Annotated in this window: 14 protein-coding genes; 5 read left to right on the forward strand and 9 right to left on the reverse strand. The window is 71.8% G+C overall.

Translation table 11 applies throughout. The features are described from left to right. Positions 1-83: 83 nt before the first annotated feature. Positions 84-1,328: an MFS transporter gene (locus ACVGV0_RS10170; RefSeq protein WP_459159610.1), complete on the reverse strand. Its 1,245-nt coding sequence runs from the start codon at positions 1,326-1,328 to the stop codon at positions 84-86. 530 nt (positions 1,329-1,858) lie between these two features. Beyond that, on the reverse strand, positions 1,859-2,533 hold the full coding sequence (locus ACVGV0_RS10175; RefSeq protein WP_459159611.1) for a GntR family transcriptional regulator: 675 nt from the start codon (positions 2,531-2,533) through the stop codon (positions 1,859-1,861). A 113-nt stretch (positions 2,534-2,646) separates the two neighbouring features. Between ACVGV0_RS10175 and ACVGV0_RS10180 the strand changes: the two genes are divergently transcribed. The 4 genes from ACVGV0_RS10180 to ACVGV0_RS10195 all read left to right on the forward strand — a co-directional run bounded on the left by ACVGV0_RS10180 (position 2,647) and on the right by ACVGV0_RS10195 (position 6,963). Further along, on the forward strand, positions 2,647-3,783 hold the full coding sequence (locus ACVGV0_RS10180) for a mandelate racemase/muconate lactonizing enzyme family protein (protein ID WP_459159612.1): 1,137 nt from the start codon (positions 2,647-2,649) through the stop codon (positions 3,781-3,783). 57 nt (positions 3,784-3,840) lie between these two features. Continuing rightward, on the forward strand, positions 3,841-4,623 hold the full coding sequence (locus ACVGV0_RS10185; protein WP_459159613.1) for an SDR family NAD(P)-dependent oxidoreductase: 783 nt from the start codon (positions 3,841-3,843) through the stop codon (positions 4,621-4,623). Positions 4,624-4,807: 184 nt separating this feature from the next. Continuing rightward, entirely contained in the window at positions 4,808-5,914 is a 1,107-nt protein-coding gene (locus tag ACVGV0_RS10190) for a mandelate racemase/muconate lactonizing enzyme family protein (RefSeq protein ID WP_459159614.1), read from the forward strand. Between the two features lie 155 nt (positions 5,915-6,069). Beyond that, entirely contained in the window at positions 6,070-6,963 is an 894-nt protein-coding gene (locus ACVGV0_RS10195) for a PrsW family intramembrane metalloprotease (protein WP_459159615.1), read from the forward strand. Positions 6,964-7,171: 208 nt separating this feature from the next. Here the strand turns inward: ACVGV0_RS10195 and ACVGV0_RS10200 are convergent, their stop codons facing one another. The 7 genes from ACVGV0_RS10200 to ACVGV0_RS10230 all read right to left on the reverse strand — a co-directional run bounded on the left by ACVGV0_RS10200 (position 7,172) and on the right by ACVGV0_RS10230 (position 14,895). Beyond that, a complete protein-coding gene (locus ACVGV0_RS10200) occupies positions 7,172-7,771 on the reverse strand; it encodes a short chain dehydrogenase (RefSeq protein ID WP_459159616.1) in 600 nt (199 codons plus the stop codon). Between the two features lie 326 nt (positions 7,772-8,097). After that, on the reverse strand, positions 8,098-9,585 hold the full coding sequence (locus tag ACVGV0_RS10205) for a gamma-aminobutyraldehyde dehydrogenase (protein WP_459159617.1): 1,488 nt from the start codon (positions 9,583-9,585) through the stop codon (positions 8,098-8,100). Beyond that, positions 9,582-9,842: a proline racemase family protein gene (locus ACVGV0_RS10210; RefSeq protein ID WP_459159978.1), complete on the reverse strand. Its 261-nt coding sequence runs from the start codon at positions 9,840-9,842 to the stop codon at positions 9,582-9,584. The genes ACVGV0_RS10205 and ACVGV0_RS10210 overlap by 4 nt, the downstream gene beginning before the upstream one ends. Further along, positions 9,737-10,696, reverse strand: a complete 960-nt coding sequence (locus tag ACVGV0_RS10215) for a proline racemase family protein (protein WP_459159618.1) — start codon at positions 10,694-10,696, stop codon at positions 9,737-9,739. The genes ACVGV0_RS10210 and ACVGV0_RS10215 overlap by 106 nt, the downstream gene beginning before the upstream one ends. A 10-nt stretch (positions 10,697-10,706) precedes the next feature. Continuing rightward, on the reverse strand, positions 10,707-11,609 hold the full coding sequence (locus tag ACVGV0_RS10220) for a dihydrodipicolinate synthase family protein (protein WP_459159619.1): 903 nt from the start codon (positions 11,607-11,609) through the stop codon (positions 10,707-10,709). Positions 11,610-11,649: 40 nt separating this feature from the next. Next, the gene (locus ACVGV0_RS10225) at positions 11,650-12,921 is read right to left on the reverse strand and encodes an NAD(P)/FAD-dependent oxidoreductase (RefSeq protein WP_459159620.1); all 1,272 of its coding nucleotides are present in this window, start codon (positions 12,919-12,921) and stop codon (positions 11,650-11,652) included. Between the two features lie 315 nt (positions 12,922-13,236). Further along, entirely contained in the window at positions 13,237-14,895 is a 1,659-nt protein-coding gene (locus ACVGV0_RS10230; protein WP_459159621.1) for a PucR family transcriptional regulator, read from the reverse strand. A 119-nt stretch (positions 14,896-15,014) separates the two neighbouring features. Here ACVGV0_RS10230 and ACVGV0_RS10235 point away from each other — a divergent pair, with 119 nt between their 5' ends. Continuing rightward, on the forward strand, positions 15,015-16,526 hold the full coding sequence (locus tag ACVGV0_RS10235) for a CoA-acylating methylmalonate-semialdehyde dehydrogenase (protein WP_459159622.1): 1,512 nt from the start codon (positions 15,015-15,017) through the stop codon (positions 16,524-16,526). Positions 16,527-16,532 lie beyond the last annotated feature (6 nt).

Raw genomic sequence — 16,532 nt, forward strand, 5'->3', positions numbered from 1 at the left:
GGGCTCTCCGGGCAGGGCCGCGGAAGCGGTCCTGCCCGGAATGCTCATCGACCTGCGCGCCCGCACCGCCCGCGCACCGCGGATCAGGCCCGGTCCAGCTCGGTGCGAGCCGCGTGCCCGGTGACGGAAACGGGATCCCGACGGCGGGCGTAGCGGCCCGCGGTGAACAGCGCCAGCAGGCACGCCGCCAGCGCCGCCGACGTGGTGATCCCGAAAGCCGCCGTCGCACCGTGCACATCGGACAACTGGCCGGACAGCGAGGAGCCGACCGCGTAGCCCGCGACGACACCGCTGTTGAGCACACCCATCGCCGTGGCCAGCCGCTCGGCGGGGACGACCCGCTCGGCCAGGCTGAACACCGTGATCATGTACGGACCGACGGCCGCGCCGAGGAGCGGCAGGAACCCTGCCAGCGAGCCCGTGCTGTTGGCGAGCAGCACCACCGGGATCGAGAGGACCAGCATCGCCGCGGTCGTGGCCCGCAACCGCGCCGGCAGGTCGAAACGCCCGGGCAGGGCGGCTGTTCCGAGCCCCGCGAGCGCGCTGGTCAATCCCATCGTCGCGTAGAGCGCACCGGCCAGTCCCGGGTGGCCGGCTTCTCCGGCCAGCGCGGTCGTCCCGGTCTGCACGCTGCTGAAGATCACGCCCTGCAGCACCATGGCCGCCAGCAGCGCCAACAGCAACGGGCCGACCGTTCGCCGCCTCTCGCCCCGCCCGATTCCGCCGGCGGGGCGGGCGTGGTCCACCCGACCCGTCGGGGCCGTTCTGTGCAGCGCGAACATCGTGCCCGCCGCACCGCCCAGGACCGCGGCGAAGGGCAACGCGGCTTCCACGCCCGCGGCGGCCCCGAACAGCCCCACCAGCGCCGGTCCGACGACGAAACCGAGCTCGTCGAGCGCTCCCTCCAAGGAGAACGCGGTGCTCGTGGCGGCGGCGGGACGTTCGTGCCGCCGCACGAGGTGGATCCAGCGGGTGCGGGACAGCGGTCCGACCGGGGGGATGGTCAGTCCGGCGAGCAACGCGGCAACGGCGCACAGCCACAGCGCGGCACCGTGCACCGCGAGGAGGGGGAGCACGACCAGCAGTGCGGCGTTGACCAGGGCAGCCGTGGTGACCACCGCGCGTTGTCCGTGCCGATCGGTGAGCCGTCCGATCAGCGCGCTGCCGACGGCCTGTCCGATCGCCAGCGCAGCCGAGGCCAGTCCGGCGGCGCCGAGACTGCCCTGGGTGGTGCTGATCAGCAGCAGCACCCCCATCGGCGCCATGGTTTGCGGCATTCGGGCCAGGAACGAGGCCAGCGGCAGCACGGGGCCGCACAAGGTGAACAAGTTTCGATACGAGACGCGCTCCGGCACGACGCCTCACTTTTCTCGCGTGCCCGCCCACCCCCGGCACGCTCGTGCCCGATGCAAGTGCTGTGCAGGAAACGGCGACCAGGACCGTCGAGGCCGGTCGCGCGGGCGGTCATCCCGCCCGATCACCGACCAGGGTACTCCAGCGCTGGCAGGGATCGGAACCGGGGCGCACCGCAGGCCGGTGCTCGACTCACCGAGGTGGCCTCGGCCAGATCGGCGGTGGGTGCGCGGCCGGGAGGGGAGCGCGGGGAGCCCCGCGCGGCGACGCGCCCGGACGCAGCTCAGCGCTCTGCGCGACCGCGGGATGCGGCCCGACTCGTCCCTTCGGCGCAGTCGAAACCCTCAGCGATTCTGCGTGCCGGGTTTTGTGGTCGAGCTTCTCCGCGCTGGGTAGTTGCGGCGTTGTGCGGTGGTTTCGCCTGTCCGGATCCGCGCGACCGGACACCCCGGATTCCTGTGGTGTGCATCCGCACCGCTGGCTCGGAGCGGAGCTTCCGCCTCGATCAGGGCGCGGTGTCGTTGGGTGGCTTGTCGAGGAGTTGTTCGGCGGCGTCGACGATGTGTTCTCGGAGCGCGTCATCGGCGCGTGAGCGGTCCCCGCTGCGCAACTCGTCGAGCAGCTGTTCGTGCTCTTCGGCGATGGAGTGCAGGCGGTGCTGCGGTCGTCCGAGGATGTGGAACTGCATGCGGATGCGGGATTCGATGCCGGACCAGATGTGGGTGGCGTGCACCGAGTGCGCCTCGCTGATCAGCGTTCGGTGGAAGCGCACGTCGGTCTCGGTCACGGCGCGGAGGTCGCCGTGGTCGGCGGCTGAGCGCATGGCGCGCACGATCTCGGCGAGCCCGTCCCAGAAGGCGGTGGCGGCGTGCGCGCTCGCGTGGCGGGCGGCGTGCTGTTCGAGTTGGAGGCGGACGGGGAGGAGGACTCCGCGAAGCTCGTGGGCGTCGACCTCCGTGACGAACGAGCCGCGGTTGGGGTAGTGGACGACCAAGCCTTCGCTCTCGAGCTGGCGGAGAGCTTCGCGGACCGGGGCGGCGCTGGTCGCGAACTCGGCGCGCAGCTGGTCCTGCCCGAGCCGCGATCCCGCCGGCAAGCGACCCTCGACGATCGCCTCCCGCAGGGAGTCGACGACGAAACCTCTGGTCGAACGGGCGGCGCTGGCCGTGCTGTGCACCACGATCCTCCTCGGCTGCTTGTCGGTGAGTGTACGCGCTGGACCAGCGTATTGCCGATTATCGATAATCAGCATACAGTGGTGCCCTGTGCGTGACAGCTGAGGGAGGACGTGCTGTGCAGATCCGTGACATCCGGGCTGTGGGACTGCGCGGAGCCACGCCGCCGGGCGGGTGGTCCGCCGAGCTCGAGCCGGACGACGTCGTGCACACGCTGCTCGCTGTGCACGCGGACGAGGGGCTGGTGGGTGTGGGCAGCGTTTTCACCCACGATCAGCTGGTGAAGGCTTCCCTCGAGGTCTTGTGGCCGCTGCTCGAGGGGCAGAGCGTCCTCGAACCGGAGCGGCTGACCGAGCGGTTGCACCAGCACACCTTCTGGTCGGGTCGCGGGGGAGCGCTCACGCACTCGATCAGCGGGATCGATCTGGCGGTGTGGGACTTGTTCGGCCAGATCACGGGTCAGCCCGTGGGACGGTTGCTCGGAGGGCGCCACCGCGAGCGCGTGTTGCCGTACGCCTCGGTGCTCGCCGACGAGCCGGGCCCGCTGAAGCACACCCTGAGCGACTTGGTCGACCAGGGCTTTCGGGCCTTCAAGATCGGTTGGGGACCGATCGGCCGGGGAAGCGCTCGCCAGGACGAGCGGGTCGTCGCCGCGGCTCGGGAGGCGATCGGGGACCAGCGCCTGCTGGCCGTGGACGCGGGCGGCAGCGACGCCTTCTGGCGGGGGGATTACAAGTGGGCGCTGCGGACGGCGTCGATGCTCGATCACTACGAGGTGGCGTGGTTCGAGGAACCGCTGCGCCCGGACGCGGTCGAGGAGTTCGCGGCTCTGCGTCACCGCGCTCCGGTTCCGATCGCCGGCGGCGAGGTCCTCACGCGCCGTCAGGCGTTCCGCCCGTACCTGCAGGCCGGTTGCTTCGACATCGTCCAACCCGATGTCACCAAGGTGGGCGGTCTCAGCGAGAGCCGACGCGTGGGCTGGCTCGCCGAGGAGAACGGCTCTCGGCTGATTCCGCACGGTTGGAACACCGCGGTGGGGTTGGCGGCCGATCTCCAGCTGGCCTCGGCACTGGCCGACACCGACCTCGTGGAGTACAAGACAGGTTCGGCCTACGTGGACGGACTCACCACCGAACCGTTCCGGCTCGATGCCGAGGGGATGCTGGAGATCCCCGCGGGTCCGGGGATCGGCATCACGCTCGACCCGGACCAGGTCGCGCACCACACGCGAGGCGAGGTTCTGCTCGCGGCCTGATCGGGGGACAGCACGCGCCAGTGGCTGCCGGGTGGGGACGGACGGATGGAGAGCGGGATGAGCGAACCCTTCATCGTGATCACCGGTGGGGGATCGGGCATTGGTCGAGCTGTCGCTCTGCTGCTCGCGAGTTCGCAGGTGCCCGTTGCCGTCGTCGACAAGGACGAAGCAGCGGCTGCGGAGGTGGCTGCCTCGGCCCGGGAGGCTGGAGCGCCTGCGGCGACAGCCCGGCCCTGCGATGTGACTGATGAGAGCCAGCTCAACCAGGCGGTAGATATCGCGGTGGGGGAGAACGATGCACCTCCGCGCGGGTTGGTGGCAGCAGCGGGCCTGGACATCAGCGGTCGGGTGCACCGTTTGGACTCCGCGGACTGGCGACGCGTGCTCGAGGTCAACCTCACCGGGTCGTTCCTGGCGGCGCAGGCCGTTCTGCGGCACCTCGTCGCCACCGGGACACCAGGCTCTCTCGTGCTGTGCTCGTCCCCGGCCGCCCAAGTGGCCTTCGCCGCTGGCGGCGCGAACGCCTACGCCGCCAGCAAAGGCGGTGTCTCCGCCCTGGTCCGCACGCTCGCGGTCGACTACGCGGCGTACGGCATCCGCGCGAACGCGATCGTCCCCGGAGCCACGGAAACTCCCCTGATGTGGACGGGCACGCCCGAGGCTGAGCGCGAGCGGCTCCGCACTGCGATCCGCAGCGAGATCCCCCTCGGCCGGCTCGCCGATCCGGAGGAGCCCGCACGCGCGGCGGCGTGGCTCCTGGGCCCGGAGGCCTCCTACGTCACCGGTAGCCATCTGGTCTGCGACGGGGGCGTGCTGGCGAAGGGCTCGATCAGCTTCTGACCGCTGAGGTGATCCCGGCGCTGCTCCCGCGGTTCGGAGGCTCGGTGCGGGACATCGCGCTCGGCGGGCGAGGTGTCCGCAGCGCAGCGCTGCCGACCGAGCCGTTGCCGCGCACCGGGGCTTGATCGGAGAGCTCGGGACACCGGATGCTGGTGGCACCGCAGCGCCGTCGGAGGAGGATCCCGTGCAGATCGGTTCCGTGGACGTGTTCGCCTACCCCGTCCGCTACGCCCACGGCGAGTACGTGATGTCCGGCGGGCGCGCGGCGTCCGCCCAGGACGGCACGTTGGTTCGCCTGCGCACCGAGGACGGTCTCGAGGGGTGGGGCGAGGCGACCCCGCTCGGGGCGACCTACCTGCCGATGTTCGCGGGCGGCGTGCGCGCCGCGTTGCAGCACCTGGCTCCGGTGCTGCTCGGTGCCGATCCGACGAACCTGGCCAGGGTCAACGCCGCGATGGACGAGGCCCTGGCGGGCCACGAGTCCGCGAAGAGCGCGGTGGACGTTGCCTGCTGGGACGTGCTGGGCCAGTCGGTGGGGCGGCCCGTGGTGGATCTGCTCGGCGGGCGCTTGCAGGAGGACTTCCCCCTCTACGAGGCCGTTCCGCTGGGCTCGCCCGGGTCCATGGCGGAGTTCGCGGCCGCCCGCACGTCCGCCGGGATCACGCGGTTCCAGCTCAAGGTGGGCAACGAGCCGACCGACGACGTCGCGCGCACCCGGGCGACCCGCGAAGCGGCCGGCGAGGACGCGGTCATCATCGCCGATGCGAACACGGGCTGGAGCCTGCTCGAGGCCCGGCGGGCGCTCCGCGGGTTGGGCGAGCTCGACGTGCTGGTGGAGCAGCCCTGCCGGACGACCGAGGACTGCGCCCTGGTGCACCGGGGCTCCGCGGTGCCGCTGGTCCTCGACGAGTCCGTGCTGGGGGTGCGCGATCTCCACGCGGCGAAGTTCGAGGCCGGTGCTGTCGCGGTCAACGTGAAGATCGGCAGGATCGGCGGGTTGACCAGGGCCGCGTGCCTCCGCGACGCGGCCGAGGAGCTCGGTCTGGCGCTGTGCCTGGAAGACACGTGGGGCGGTGACGTCGCCACCGCTGCGGTCAGCCACCTCGCCGCCGGCACCCGCACCGAGAACCTGCTGCACGCCTCCTTCTACAACGACTGGACCGACGGCCACGTCGCCGGCCACGAGCCCCGCTCCGACCGCGGTCGCGGAGCTGCCCCCACCGCGCCCGGGCTCGGCATCCAGGTGGATCCGGACCTGGCCGGCGAGCTCCTGTTCTCCGCCCACGCGTGAGCACCGGTGTGCACACCGGACCCTGAGCCGCCGAAATCGGTGCGCAGGAAGCACTTCCGGATGAAATCGGCGCCAGTTCCGGCCCCCGCCGCACGCTCCCGGGGTACGGTCGTGCACCTGCGCAGCAATGCAGAACGCCTGCGGAGGGTGCTCGTATGTCGGTCGCGCGTCCGTTCCTCTTCATCGCGCACAACCGCGGTGTGCGGGCGTGGGCGCTGATGGTCGCGTTGAGCGCGGTCATGATCGCGACGCTGGCCCTCACGGGCGACGACGTGCTGCAACCGGCGGCGTTCCTCATCGGTGCCGCCGCAGGCCCGGTCGGCCTCCTCGTGGCGACGCACCGCCGCACCGAGGTGCTCAACAGCGTTCCCGCCGGGACGATGCTGCTGACGATGGTGGTCGGTGGTGCATTCGCGCTGCTCGTCGGCGGGGTCTTCGACACCCTCCTCATCACTCGCGTGAACTCGTGGAAGATCCTCTACGTCGGGCCGATCGAGGAGATCGCCAAGCTGATCCTCCCCGTCGCGCTCGCGCTGACCGGCCGATACCTGACCAAGCTCTCCGGAGTGGCGCTCGGCATGGCCGCGGCGACCGGATTCGCCGTGCTGGAGTCGATGGGATACGCCTACGGTGCGCTCAACGCACCCGGGGGCCTCGCGGGTGCCGAAACCGACCTCATCATGCGCGGGTTGACCGATCCGTTCACCCACCAGATCTGGACCGGCGCCGCCTGCGCGGTCATGTTCGCCGCCTGGCAACGACGTGGCCGAGTGTCGTTGAGCTGGTCCGTCGTGGCGATCCTCGCGACGGTGATGGCCCTGCACTCGGTGTTCGACCTGATGCAGATGTCCCTGCCGCTTCCCCCGCTGGTCACGTTTCCGCTGACGCTCCTCGTCATGATTCCCGCGCTGGTGCTCTTCCTCCGGGTCACCCGCGACCTCACCACCACCCGCCCCGGCCGTGTCCCGGAGCAGCGCAGCGCGCCGGGCGCAGGGTCCGAACCGACCGAGGCCCCCACCGAATCGGCACCGAGGGGAGAACCGCAGTAGGCCGCTTCGGGAGAGCCTGCTCTGCGGCAGCCCGCGCGGGGTCGTGCTCACCACAGGAGCCGCAGCGTCCCACCGGTCGACGGTGCATCCGACCCGGTCTTGCGGTTTTCCTCCCAACGCTGAGTTGCGGAGCCGGAGCGAGCGGGCGTGCCGCACCTTCCGAGGGGCGCGGCACGCCGCGCCGCGTTCGCGGTGTCACGCGGCGGTGTCACGGCAGCTGGTAGACGCGGCCCGTCTCCGCCCTTTCGATCGACCGGACGTAGGCGTTGGCGACGTTCCGGACGGGGACGGGCTCTTCACCGGGGAAGAGGTGCCCGACCTTCTCCATCGACTCGGCGAAGACGGTGGGGCTGACGGCGTTGACGCGCTGCGGGGCGATCTCGAGCGCGGCGGCGCGGACGAACGCTTCGACCGCGCCGTTGGCGGCGGACGCGGCCGAGCTCGTCACGACCGGTTCCTTGGCGAGCACCCCTGTGATCAGGGTGAAGGATCCCCGCTCCGGGAGGGCCGCGATGCCGCGCCGCACGAGTTCGATCTGGCCCAGCGCCTTGTCCATGAGGCTTTCGCGGTAGTCCTCGTGGCTGAGCGACCGGACGCGGTCGTAGACGACGTGGCCCGCGGCGCACGCCACGGCGTCGACGGGCCCGACGGTGTCGTAGAGCCGCGAGATCGACCCGGCGTCGCTGATGTCCACCGGGTGCGCCTGGTGCGAGCGGCTCGCCTCGACCACCTCGTGCCCGCGCTCCTGCAACACCGCTTGCACCGCGCTGCCGAGTCGGCCGGTGTTGCCGATGAGAAGGATCCGCATTGTCGAACCACCTGGTTTGTTGGACGTCTGTGTGACCACGGCGCGCACCACGGCCGGGTGCGGGCGCCGTGCGGGTTGTGCTTCGCGCTGTCCGCGGACAGCGGTGGGCTGGTCCGGTCTGGCGCGGCCGCGCGCACGGCTCGTGCGCACGAGCTCGCAGACCGATCGATGATCACCGCATTGCGGCTTGATTGTCAAACAATCTGTGCGGGATGGCACCCCGACGACGCGCGGGGAGCGCGGCGAACGGGCGAGCGCGGCAGCAGGGGAGGCCGCACCGCGCGGTGCGGCCTCCGGAGAAACCGGCGTGCCGGTCCGGTGCGGGCTCAGTCCGCGGTGAAGACGAGGTCGTGCCAGCCCTTGCGGCTTTCGCCGGCGATGTCCGACATCACGTGCTTGACGTTGGTGTACTCCTCGAACGAGTAGGCGGACATGTCCTTGCCGAAGCCCGAGGACCGGTACCCGCCGTGGGGCATCTCGCTGATGATCGGGATGTGGTCGTTGATCCACACGCATCCCGCGCGGATCTCGCGGCTGGCCCGCTGGGTGCGGAACACGTCCCGGGACCACGCGGAGGCGGCGAGTCCGTAGGGAGTGTCGTTGGCCAGCGCGAGCCCTTCGTCGTCGGTGTCGAAGGGCAGGCACACCAGCACGGGGCCGAAGACTTCCCGCTGGACGATCTCGGAGCCCTGCGCGGCACCGGTGATCAGCGTCGGTTCGTAGTAAGCCCCGGACTCCGGCATGTCGGCCGGGACGTTCCCGCCGCGCACGACCTTGGCGCCGGCGCCGCGCGCGCGGTCGACCATGGCGGCGACCCGGTCGCGGTGCTCGAGCGAGATGAGCGAGCCCATGTCGGTGGCCGGGTCGTCCGCCGGTCCGAGCCGGACCTCGTCCATCAGCTCCGCGACGCGCTGCGCGAACGCGTCGAACAGCGGGCGCTGCACGTAGGCCCGGGTGGCCGCGGTGCAGTCCTGGCCGGTGTTGATGAGCGCGCCGGCCACGGCCCCCCGCGCGGCGGCTTCCAGGTCGGCGTCGTCGAAGACGAGGAACGGTGCCTTGCCACCGAGTTCGAGGTGGACGCGCTTCACGCCCCCCGCTGCTGCGGCGGCGACCTGGCGGCCCGCGGTCGTCGAACCGGTGAAGGAGACCATGGACACGTCGTCGTGCTCGACGAGCGCTCGCCCCGCGGTCTCGCCGCAGCCGGTGACGATGTTGACGACACCCGCGGGAATGCCCGCTTCGCAGGCGGTCTCGGCGAACACGAGCGCGCTCAGCGGCGTCAGCTCGGACGGCTTGAGCACGATCGCGTTGCCGGCGGCGACGGCGGGCAGCACCTTCCACGCGGCCATCTGCAGCGGGTAGTTCCACGGCGCGATCGCACCGACGACGCCGACCGGTTCCCGCCTGATGGTCGAGGTGTGCTCACCGGAGTACTCGGCGGCCGCCTTGCCCTCGAGGTTGCGGGCGGCGCCGGCGAAGAACGCGATGTTGTCGATCACGCCCGGTACGTCGAAGCCCTCGGCGAGCTTGATCGGCTTGCCGCCGTTGCGGCTCTCGGTGGCCGCGAGTTCGCCGCTGCGCTGCTGCATGAGCTCCGCCCAGCGCAGCATCGCGGTCGAGCGCTCACCGGGCGGCGTGGCGGCCCAGCCGGTGAACGCCCGGTGAGCGGCGGCGACCGCGTCGTCCACGTCGTCAGCGGTGGCGGCCGCTCCGGTGCTGATGACCTCGCCGGTCGACGGGTCGGTGATCGGCAACGCGTCGCCGCGGCCTTCGCGGTGCTCTCCGGCGATGAACTGGAGCCCTCGTGGACTCATCCGTCCTCCAAGATTCGCTGTTCGGGCAGGTGGGCGGCGGTGGGAGCAGCGGTCTCGGGCCCCCACAGGTCCCCCAGGGTGTAGCCCTCGGGGAAGGGGTCCTCGTCGTCGAGGACGTGCTGGGAGAACCCGGTGATCCAGCCCCGCCCGCTCACGCTCGGCGACACCGCCGCGTACGGCCCGACGTCGGTGGTGTCGAGCAGGGTTCCGGTGAACGTCGTGCCGAGCAGGCTCTCGTGGACGAAGGGGCTGCCCAGCGCGAGCTCCCCGCGCGCGTGCAGGGCCGCCATGCGGCCGCAGGTCCCCGTTCCGCACGGGAGCGGTCCAGCGATCCGGTCCAGGTCCGCGGGTCGGTCACGTCGACCTCCCCGCTGGGCAGGACCACGGTGTTGCGGCCCGAGACACCGGGGGTCGGCGATCCCCCGTGGATCATGGCCAGCGCGACGTGGTCGAGGTCGGGGTGGTGCGGGTGGCTGACCGGGAACTGCTGCTGCGCGGCAGTGCGCAGCACGGCGCCGACCCGCGTGAGCTCCTTGGCCGCGGCGGGAACGAGCTCCACCCCGAGGTCCGCCGCTCTGGCCTGCACGAAGAACTGCCCGCCGAAGACGATGTCCACCGGGACCTGCCCGTGCTCGGGGAGGTCGAGCACGTGGCCGAGCGCCACGGCGAAAGCGGGTGCGTTGCGGAAGGTGACGCGCGTGACCTTGCCGCGGGCGACCTCCGCGTGGATCCGGACGAGACCGACCGCGGTGTCCGCGACGAGCTCGGTGGCCGGTTCCTCGACCGGGAGGGCCCCGGTCTCCAGCAGCGCCGTCACCGCGCAGATGAGGTTGCTGCCGGACATCGGCCGGAAACCGCCCTGCTCGAGCACGACCAGGCCGAAGTCCGCGGCGGGGTCGGCGGGCGGCAGGACCAGGACGCCGCACAGACCCGGGTAGCCGCGGGGTTCGCGCAGCAGGCGCAGGCGCAGCGCGTCGAGGTGCTCGCGGCAGTACTGCAGCCGTTCGGCCGTGGTCGCGCCTTTGACGTGCAGGTGGCTGCCGATCACCACGCGTCCCGGCTCGCCTTCGGCGTGCACGTCGACGGTGTGGAGGATCTGCCTCGGGATCACGGTGCGCCTCCTAGTTCCCGGTCACGGTCGCACCGGCCTGGCGCAGGAGCTGCCGGAGCTCCTCGCGGTACTGCGGTGCCAGCGGCAGCGCGGGGCGCCGCATCGGTCCCGCGTCCTGCCCGACGAGCTCGACGCCCGTCTTGACCGCGCAGGCGTAGTTGTGCGATTCGAGGAACTGGCAGATCGGGAAGATCCTGGACCACAGCGCACGAGCGGCCGCGAGGTCACCGCGCACCGCCAGCGCGTCGTAGAACTCCGCGCAGAGCTGGGGGATCACGCTCGCGGTTCCCCAGACGCTCGCCTTCGCACCGACGGCGAGTCCGTGGAACGACAGCGTGTCGAAGCCGTTGAGGGCGGTGATGTCGTCCGCGTGGTTGTGCAGGACGTCGGTGAACTTCGGCGCGTCGCCTCCGGTGTCCTTGAACGAGGTGACCCCGGTTCTGCGGCCCAGCTCGCCGAGCTGCTCCGCGCTGAGGTGGACACCGGTGGCCGCGGGGATGTTGTAGTACATGATCGGCACGTCCACCGCGTCCGAAACGGCGCCGTAGTGCGCGAGGAGCTCCTCCCAGGACGGGGCGTCGTAGAACGGGGGGACGACCATCACGGCGTCCGCCCCGGCCCGGCTGGCGTGGCGGCTCAGCTCCACGGTCTCGGCCGTGCTCAGCGCGCCGGTGCCGGCGACCACGGGCACGCGGCCTCCGGCGGCGTCGACGTAGAGCTCGGTGACCTGCTTGCGCTCGTTCGTGCTCAGCGTCGTGAACTCGCCGGTGCTGCCTCCGGGGACGAGGCCGTTGATCCCCCCGGCGAGGACGTGCTCGGTCTGCTTCTCGACACCCTTGGCGTCCACTTCGGACGCGTCCGCGGTGAACGGGGTCGCGACCGCGGCGAGGATTCCCGTGAATTCGGTGCTCATGGTCCTTCTCCTTCGGTGGTGGGACCGTCGGTGCTGCGCGTCATCTGCGGCCGCGGCGAGCGGCCGGGCGGCGCCGGGCGAAGCGCTCCGGGGAGACCGCCTCCGCGACCGGGGGCTGGCTCCGGTGCGTGATGGCCCCGGTGATGAGCTCCGCCGTCGTCGGTGCCAGGGTCAGCCCCAACATGCCGTGCCCGGAGGCGATGTAGGCGTTGGTGAGGCCGTCGAGTCGCCCGATGACCGGCAGGCCGTCCGGGGCCATCGGGCGCAGCCCGGCCCACGGCTCGGCCCTGCCGGGCGGGTCGTTCCAGTCGGCGAACGCCTCGGCCGCGGCGCGTTCGACGGCCCGCACGCGGGGGGTGCTGATCCGCTCGTCCAGCCCGCCGAACTCCATGGTCCCGGCGATCCGCAGCATCCCGTTCAGCGGCGTCACGGCCACGCGGGCGTCCTCCAGGGTCAGGGCGCTGCGCAACCGGATCGGGTTGGGGGAGTAGTCGATGCTGTAGCCCTTGCCCGGTCGGATGGGCACGGGGGAGCCCAGGCGCTTGGACAGCGGTCCGCTCCAGGCGCCGGCGGCGAGCAGCAGCGCCTCGCCGGTGACCTCGCCGGTATCGGTCACCACCCCGGTGACGGTGTCGCCGGTGCGCAGGAACCGCTGCACATCGGTGTTCTCGCGGATTTCGACCCCGAGCTCGCGGCAGCGCTTGACCAGTCCGCTCGTGAGCGAGTCGGGCTCGACCTGCCGGTCGTCGGGGAAGTGCAGCCCGTGGCGGATCCGGGACGACAGCGCGGGTTCCCGGTTCTGGACCTCGTCGCCGTCGAGCCGTTCCGGGTGCATGCCGAAGCTCTCGAAGACGTCCAGGGAACCGAGCTGCTCCCGGTAGCGCTGCTCGGTCTCGAACGCCAGCAGCACCCCGGCCTGGTGCATCTCGAAGTCGATCCCGTCGGCGGCGTAGTCGTCGAGCAGGTCGACCGCATCGGCGGCCAGCCGGAGGTGCGTGTGCAACCCGGTCCTGAAGTCGCGTTCGTTGCAGTGGCGCGCCATGGCCACCATGAACTTGACGAAGTCCGGTGCCGGCGACGGTCTGATCCACAGCGGACTGTCGGGTTTGAGCAACCAGCGCAGTGACTGCAGGATGACGCCCGGGGCCGGGACGGGGCCGCTCTCGGCCAGTGCGATCTTCGCGGCGTTGCCGTGCGACGCCGCGGATCCGGCGGTCCGCGCTTCGAGGACGACGACTTCGCAGCCGGCTTTCGCCAGCCGGTAGGCGCTGGCGAGACCGACGACACCGCCCCCGACGACAACGATCCGCATGACGGTTCGACCTCCTGAGCTGGGTGGGGAAAGATCCGTTGCGGCAACGGGGTGAGCAATCCCCGAGCTGGTGAAGATTGTCAAACAATCTGCACCGTGTGAGCGGTGACACTAGAGCTGTCGCGTGGTCGTGTCAATGGGAACGGACGATCCCTCCGGCTGCATCCCGACTGCATCGATGCGGTCGGGAAGTGGAGAGCGCATCGAGCAGCTCCACCGGTGCGGACGCGGACGGACCGCCCCGGCTCCGCGGGCACCGGGTTCCTGCCGCTCGAACCTCCGAGCCCGCGCACCGGCGGGTGAGCGGGGAACGGATCATTCCCCGGCGGCGCCGCCCCGCGCGCTCCGGAGCTCGCGCAGGAGCGCGGCGACGTGCAGGGACGCGCGGGATTCCGCATCCGAGAGGTCCACGCCGAGCACGGACTCGATCGTGGCGAGGCGGTTGTACAGCGCCGGTCGGCTGAGGTGCGAACGCCTCGCCAGCTCCGTCTTGTTGCCGCCGTGCCGCAGGAACTCCCCGAGAACGCCGACGAGGTCGGTGCGGTGCTCCGCGTCGTGCGCCAGCAGTGGACCGAGCTCCGCCTCGGCGAACGCGACCAGCCGGGGGTCCTCGCGGAGCAGTGACAGCACACCGCGCAGGCGCACGTCAGCGCTGCGGTGGAACAGCCGGTTGCCGGGGGTGCGCGGCTGCTGGACGGCCGCGACCTCGGCGGCGTGCGCGGACTCGTCGATCAGCGGACCGGTTCCGGCGAGCGCGGCGCCGGAACGCCCCACGCCGATCACCCAGGACGACCCGTCGCCTTCCGCGGCGATCCCCTCGTGCACCGCCGGGGCGAACCGGTGCAGCACCCGGTCCTCGTCCTCGGCGGCGAGGCCGAGCACGGCCGTGACCGTGCCCGGCCGGGTGGAGGCGACCAGCCCCGGCTGGCCCGTCCTGCGCAGGTGGGCGGCAACGACGTCCCGCACGCGGGCGGCCGGGTCGCTGCCCGGTGCGCCGGCCTCGCCGCGGGGTTCGGCGGGCCGGCCACCGCTGGGGATGAGCGTGAGCGGGAGGTAGGGGCCGCGGGGCGTGAGACCGGCCGCGGAGGCGCGGGCGCGCAGGTCCGGACCGTCGACCGCGCGCCCGGCCAGCAGTTCCGCCAGCAGCCCGGCGTGCGTGCGGTGCTCCTCACCGCGCCGTTCCCGCTCGATCAGGCGGGCGACGGTCAACGCCTGGGCGGTTCGCTCGAGCACCGTCAGCGCCGCGTCGTCCTCCAGCGTTCCGCCGAGCATGACGAGCCTGCCCCACGGGCTGCGGCGGGGCCCCACCAGCGCAGCGGTCCAGCGCTCGTTGCCGAACGGCATGCTGGTGCCGTCACCGGCTGCGCGTGAGCGCCGTTCCCACTGGTCGAGGACCTGGGCGGCCGGTGCGGCGCCGAGCTCGTACGCGATCACGCGGTGCCCGAGGTCCTCCAGCACCAGCGGCGCCCCCGCCAGGAGCTGTCCCTGGTGGAGGATCTCCTCGGCGCCGGAGGCCTCGACGGCGAGTTCCGAGAAGGTCCGGTGCACCCGCTCGGAGAAGCTCAGCCGCTCGACCTGCTCGTCGACGATCCGCGCGTGCACCGCCTCGGTGAGCGCGACGAACCGCAGCGGGCGGTGGAGCACCACGAGCGGGAACCCCAGTCGGCGCGCGGTGCGGACGAGGCCGCGCGGGGGCTGCTCGAACCGCCGCCCGAGCTCGAGCACGAGCCCCGCCGCGCCCGCGCGGTCGAGGTTCTCCAGGTAGTCGTGCTGCTCCTTCTCGGTGCGGCCGATCCCGATGCCGGTGGTCAGGATCAGCTCGCCGCCCTTGAGCAGCGCCGACAGGTCGTCCAGCTCGCTGACGTGGACCCAGCGGACCGCGCGATCGGCGGTGGCGGGGGAGAGGAGCTCCGGCACCGCCTCCTGGACGAGGGGCAGGGCGAGGATGTCGCCCACGGTCAGCTGCCGCACCATGCGCGCGATCCTACTGACGAGTTGTCAGGAAGCGCCAGTGAAGGGTGACGCTTCGTCAGTTGTCGGCCGGTCGTGGTGAACCCGACGATGAACCGCAATCGTCGACAGTGAGGAGCCCCATGACATCCGACAGCTCGAGCCTGCCCGCACTGCCGCACTGGGTGGACAACAAGCCGTGGGAGGGCGTCGGCCCCCGCAGCGGCGAGGTCTTCGACCCGGCGACCGGCACGGCGCGACGGCACGTGCGCCTGGCCGACCCCGCCGACGTGAACACCGTCGTCGATGCGGCGCGGGCCGCCTTCCCCGGGTGGCGCGACACCTCCCTCACCCGGCGCACGCAGGTCCTCTTCCGGTTCCGCGAGCTCCTCGCCGAGCGCAAGGGCGAACTGGCCGAGATCATCACCGCCGAGCACGGCAAGGTGCTCGACGACGCGCTCGGGGAGATCACCCGGGGGCTGGAGGTCGTGGAATTCGCCTGCGGGCTGGGGCACCTGCTCAAGGGCGAGATGACCGACAACGCCTCCACCGGTGTGGACGTGCACTCGCTGCGCCAGCCGCTGGGGCCGGTCGCCGTCATCAGTCCGTTCAACTTCCCGGCCATGGTGCCGATGTGGTTCTTCCCGCTCGCGATCGCGGCGGGCAACACCGTCGTGCTCAAGCCGAGCGAGAAGGACCCCACGGCCGCGAACTGGTTGGCCCAGTTGTGGGCCGAGGCCGGCCTTCCGCCTGGCGTGTTCAACGTGCTGCACGGCGACGGGGAGGCGGTCGACGGACTGCTGGAGCACGCCGACACCAAGGCCGTCTCGTTCGTCGGCTCCACGCCCGTCGCGCGGTACGTGTACGAGAAGGGGACCGCCCGCGGCAAGCGCGTCCAAGCTCTCGGCGGGGCGAAGAACCACATGCTCGTGCTCCCCGACGCCGACCTGGACCAGGCGGCCGACGCGGCGGTCAACGCCGGATTCGGCTCCGCGGGCGAGCGGTGCATGGCCGTCAGCGCCCTCGTGGCGGTCGACTCGATCGCCGATGACCTCGTGGCGAAGATCCGCGGGAAGATCAGCGACCTCCGGATCGGCGACGGCCGGCGCGGCACCGACATGGGCCCGCTCGTCACCGGTGCCCACCGCGACCGGGTCGCCGGCTACGTGCAGGCGGGCGCCGACGAGGGGGCCTCGCTCGTCGTCGACGGGCGCGAGGTCACCGCGGAAGGCGCGGGCGAGGGCTTCTGGTTGGGCCCCACCCTGTTCGACCACGTCGCACCGAGCATGTCGATCTACACCGACGAGATCTTCGGGCCGGTGCTGTCGGTGCTGCGGGTCCCCTCCTACGACGAGGCGCTGAAGCTGATCAACGACAACCCGTACGGCAACGGGGTCGCGCTGTTCACCGGCGACGGCCGCACGGCGCGGCACTTCCAGCGCGAGGTCGAGGTCGGGATGGTCGGCGTCAACGTGCCGATCCCGGTGCCCGTGGCCTACTACTCCTTCGGCGGCTGGAAGGACTCGCTGTTCGGCGACACGCACGCCTACGGCGCGGAGGGGGTGCACTTCTACACCCGCACCAAGGCCGTCACCACGCGCTGGCCCGAGTCCGGGCAGCAGCGGGTCGACCTCGGCTTCCCGCAGAACACCTGACCGCCC

Source organism: Salinifilum ghardaiensis (assembly GCF_054491345.1).

Coding starts and splice junctions, on each gene's coding strand:
- ACVGV0_RS10195 (WP_459159615.1), top strand. CDS start 6,070: ATGTCGGTCGCGCGTCCGTTCCTCTTCATCGCGCACAACCGCGGTGTG.
- ACVGV0_RS10220 (WP_459159619.1), bottom strand. CDS start 11,609: ATGAGCACCGAATTCACGGGAATCCTCGCCGCGGTCGCGACCCCGTTC.
- ACVGV0_RS10200 (WP_459159616.1), bottom strand. CDS start 7,771: ATGCGGATCCTTCTCATCGGCAACACCGGCCGACTCGGCAGCGCGGTG.
- ACVGV0_RS10185 (WP_459159613.1), top strand. CDS start 3,841: ATGAGCGAACCCTTCATCGTGATCACCGGTGGGGGATCGGGCATTGGT.
- ACVGV0_RS10225 (WP_459159620.1), bottom strand. CDS start 12,921: ATGCGGATCGTTGTCGTCGGGGGCGGTGTCGTCGGTCTCGCCAGCGCC.
- ACVGV0_RS10205 (WP_459159617.1), bottom strand. CDS start 9,585: ATGAGTCCACGAGGGCTCCAGTTCATCGCCGGAGAGCACCGCGAAGGC.
- ACVGV0_RS10230 (WP_459159621.1), bottom strand. CDS start 14,895: ATGGTGCGGCAGCTGACCGTGGGCGACATCCTCGCCCTGCCCCTCGTC.
- ACVGV0_RS10235 (WP_459159622.1), top strand. CDS start 15,015: ATGACATCCGACAGCTCGAGCCTGCCCGCACTGCCGCACTGGGTGGAC.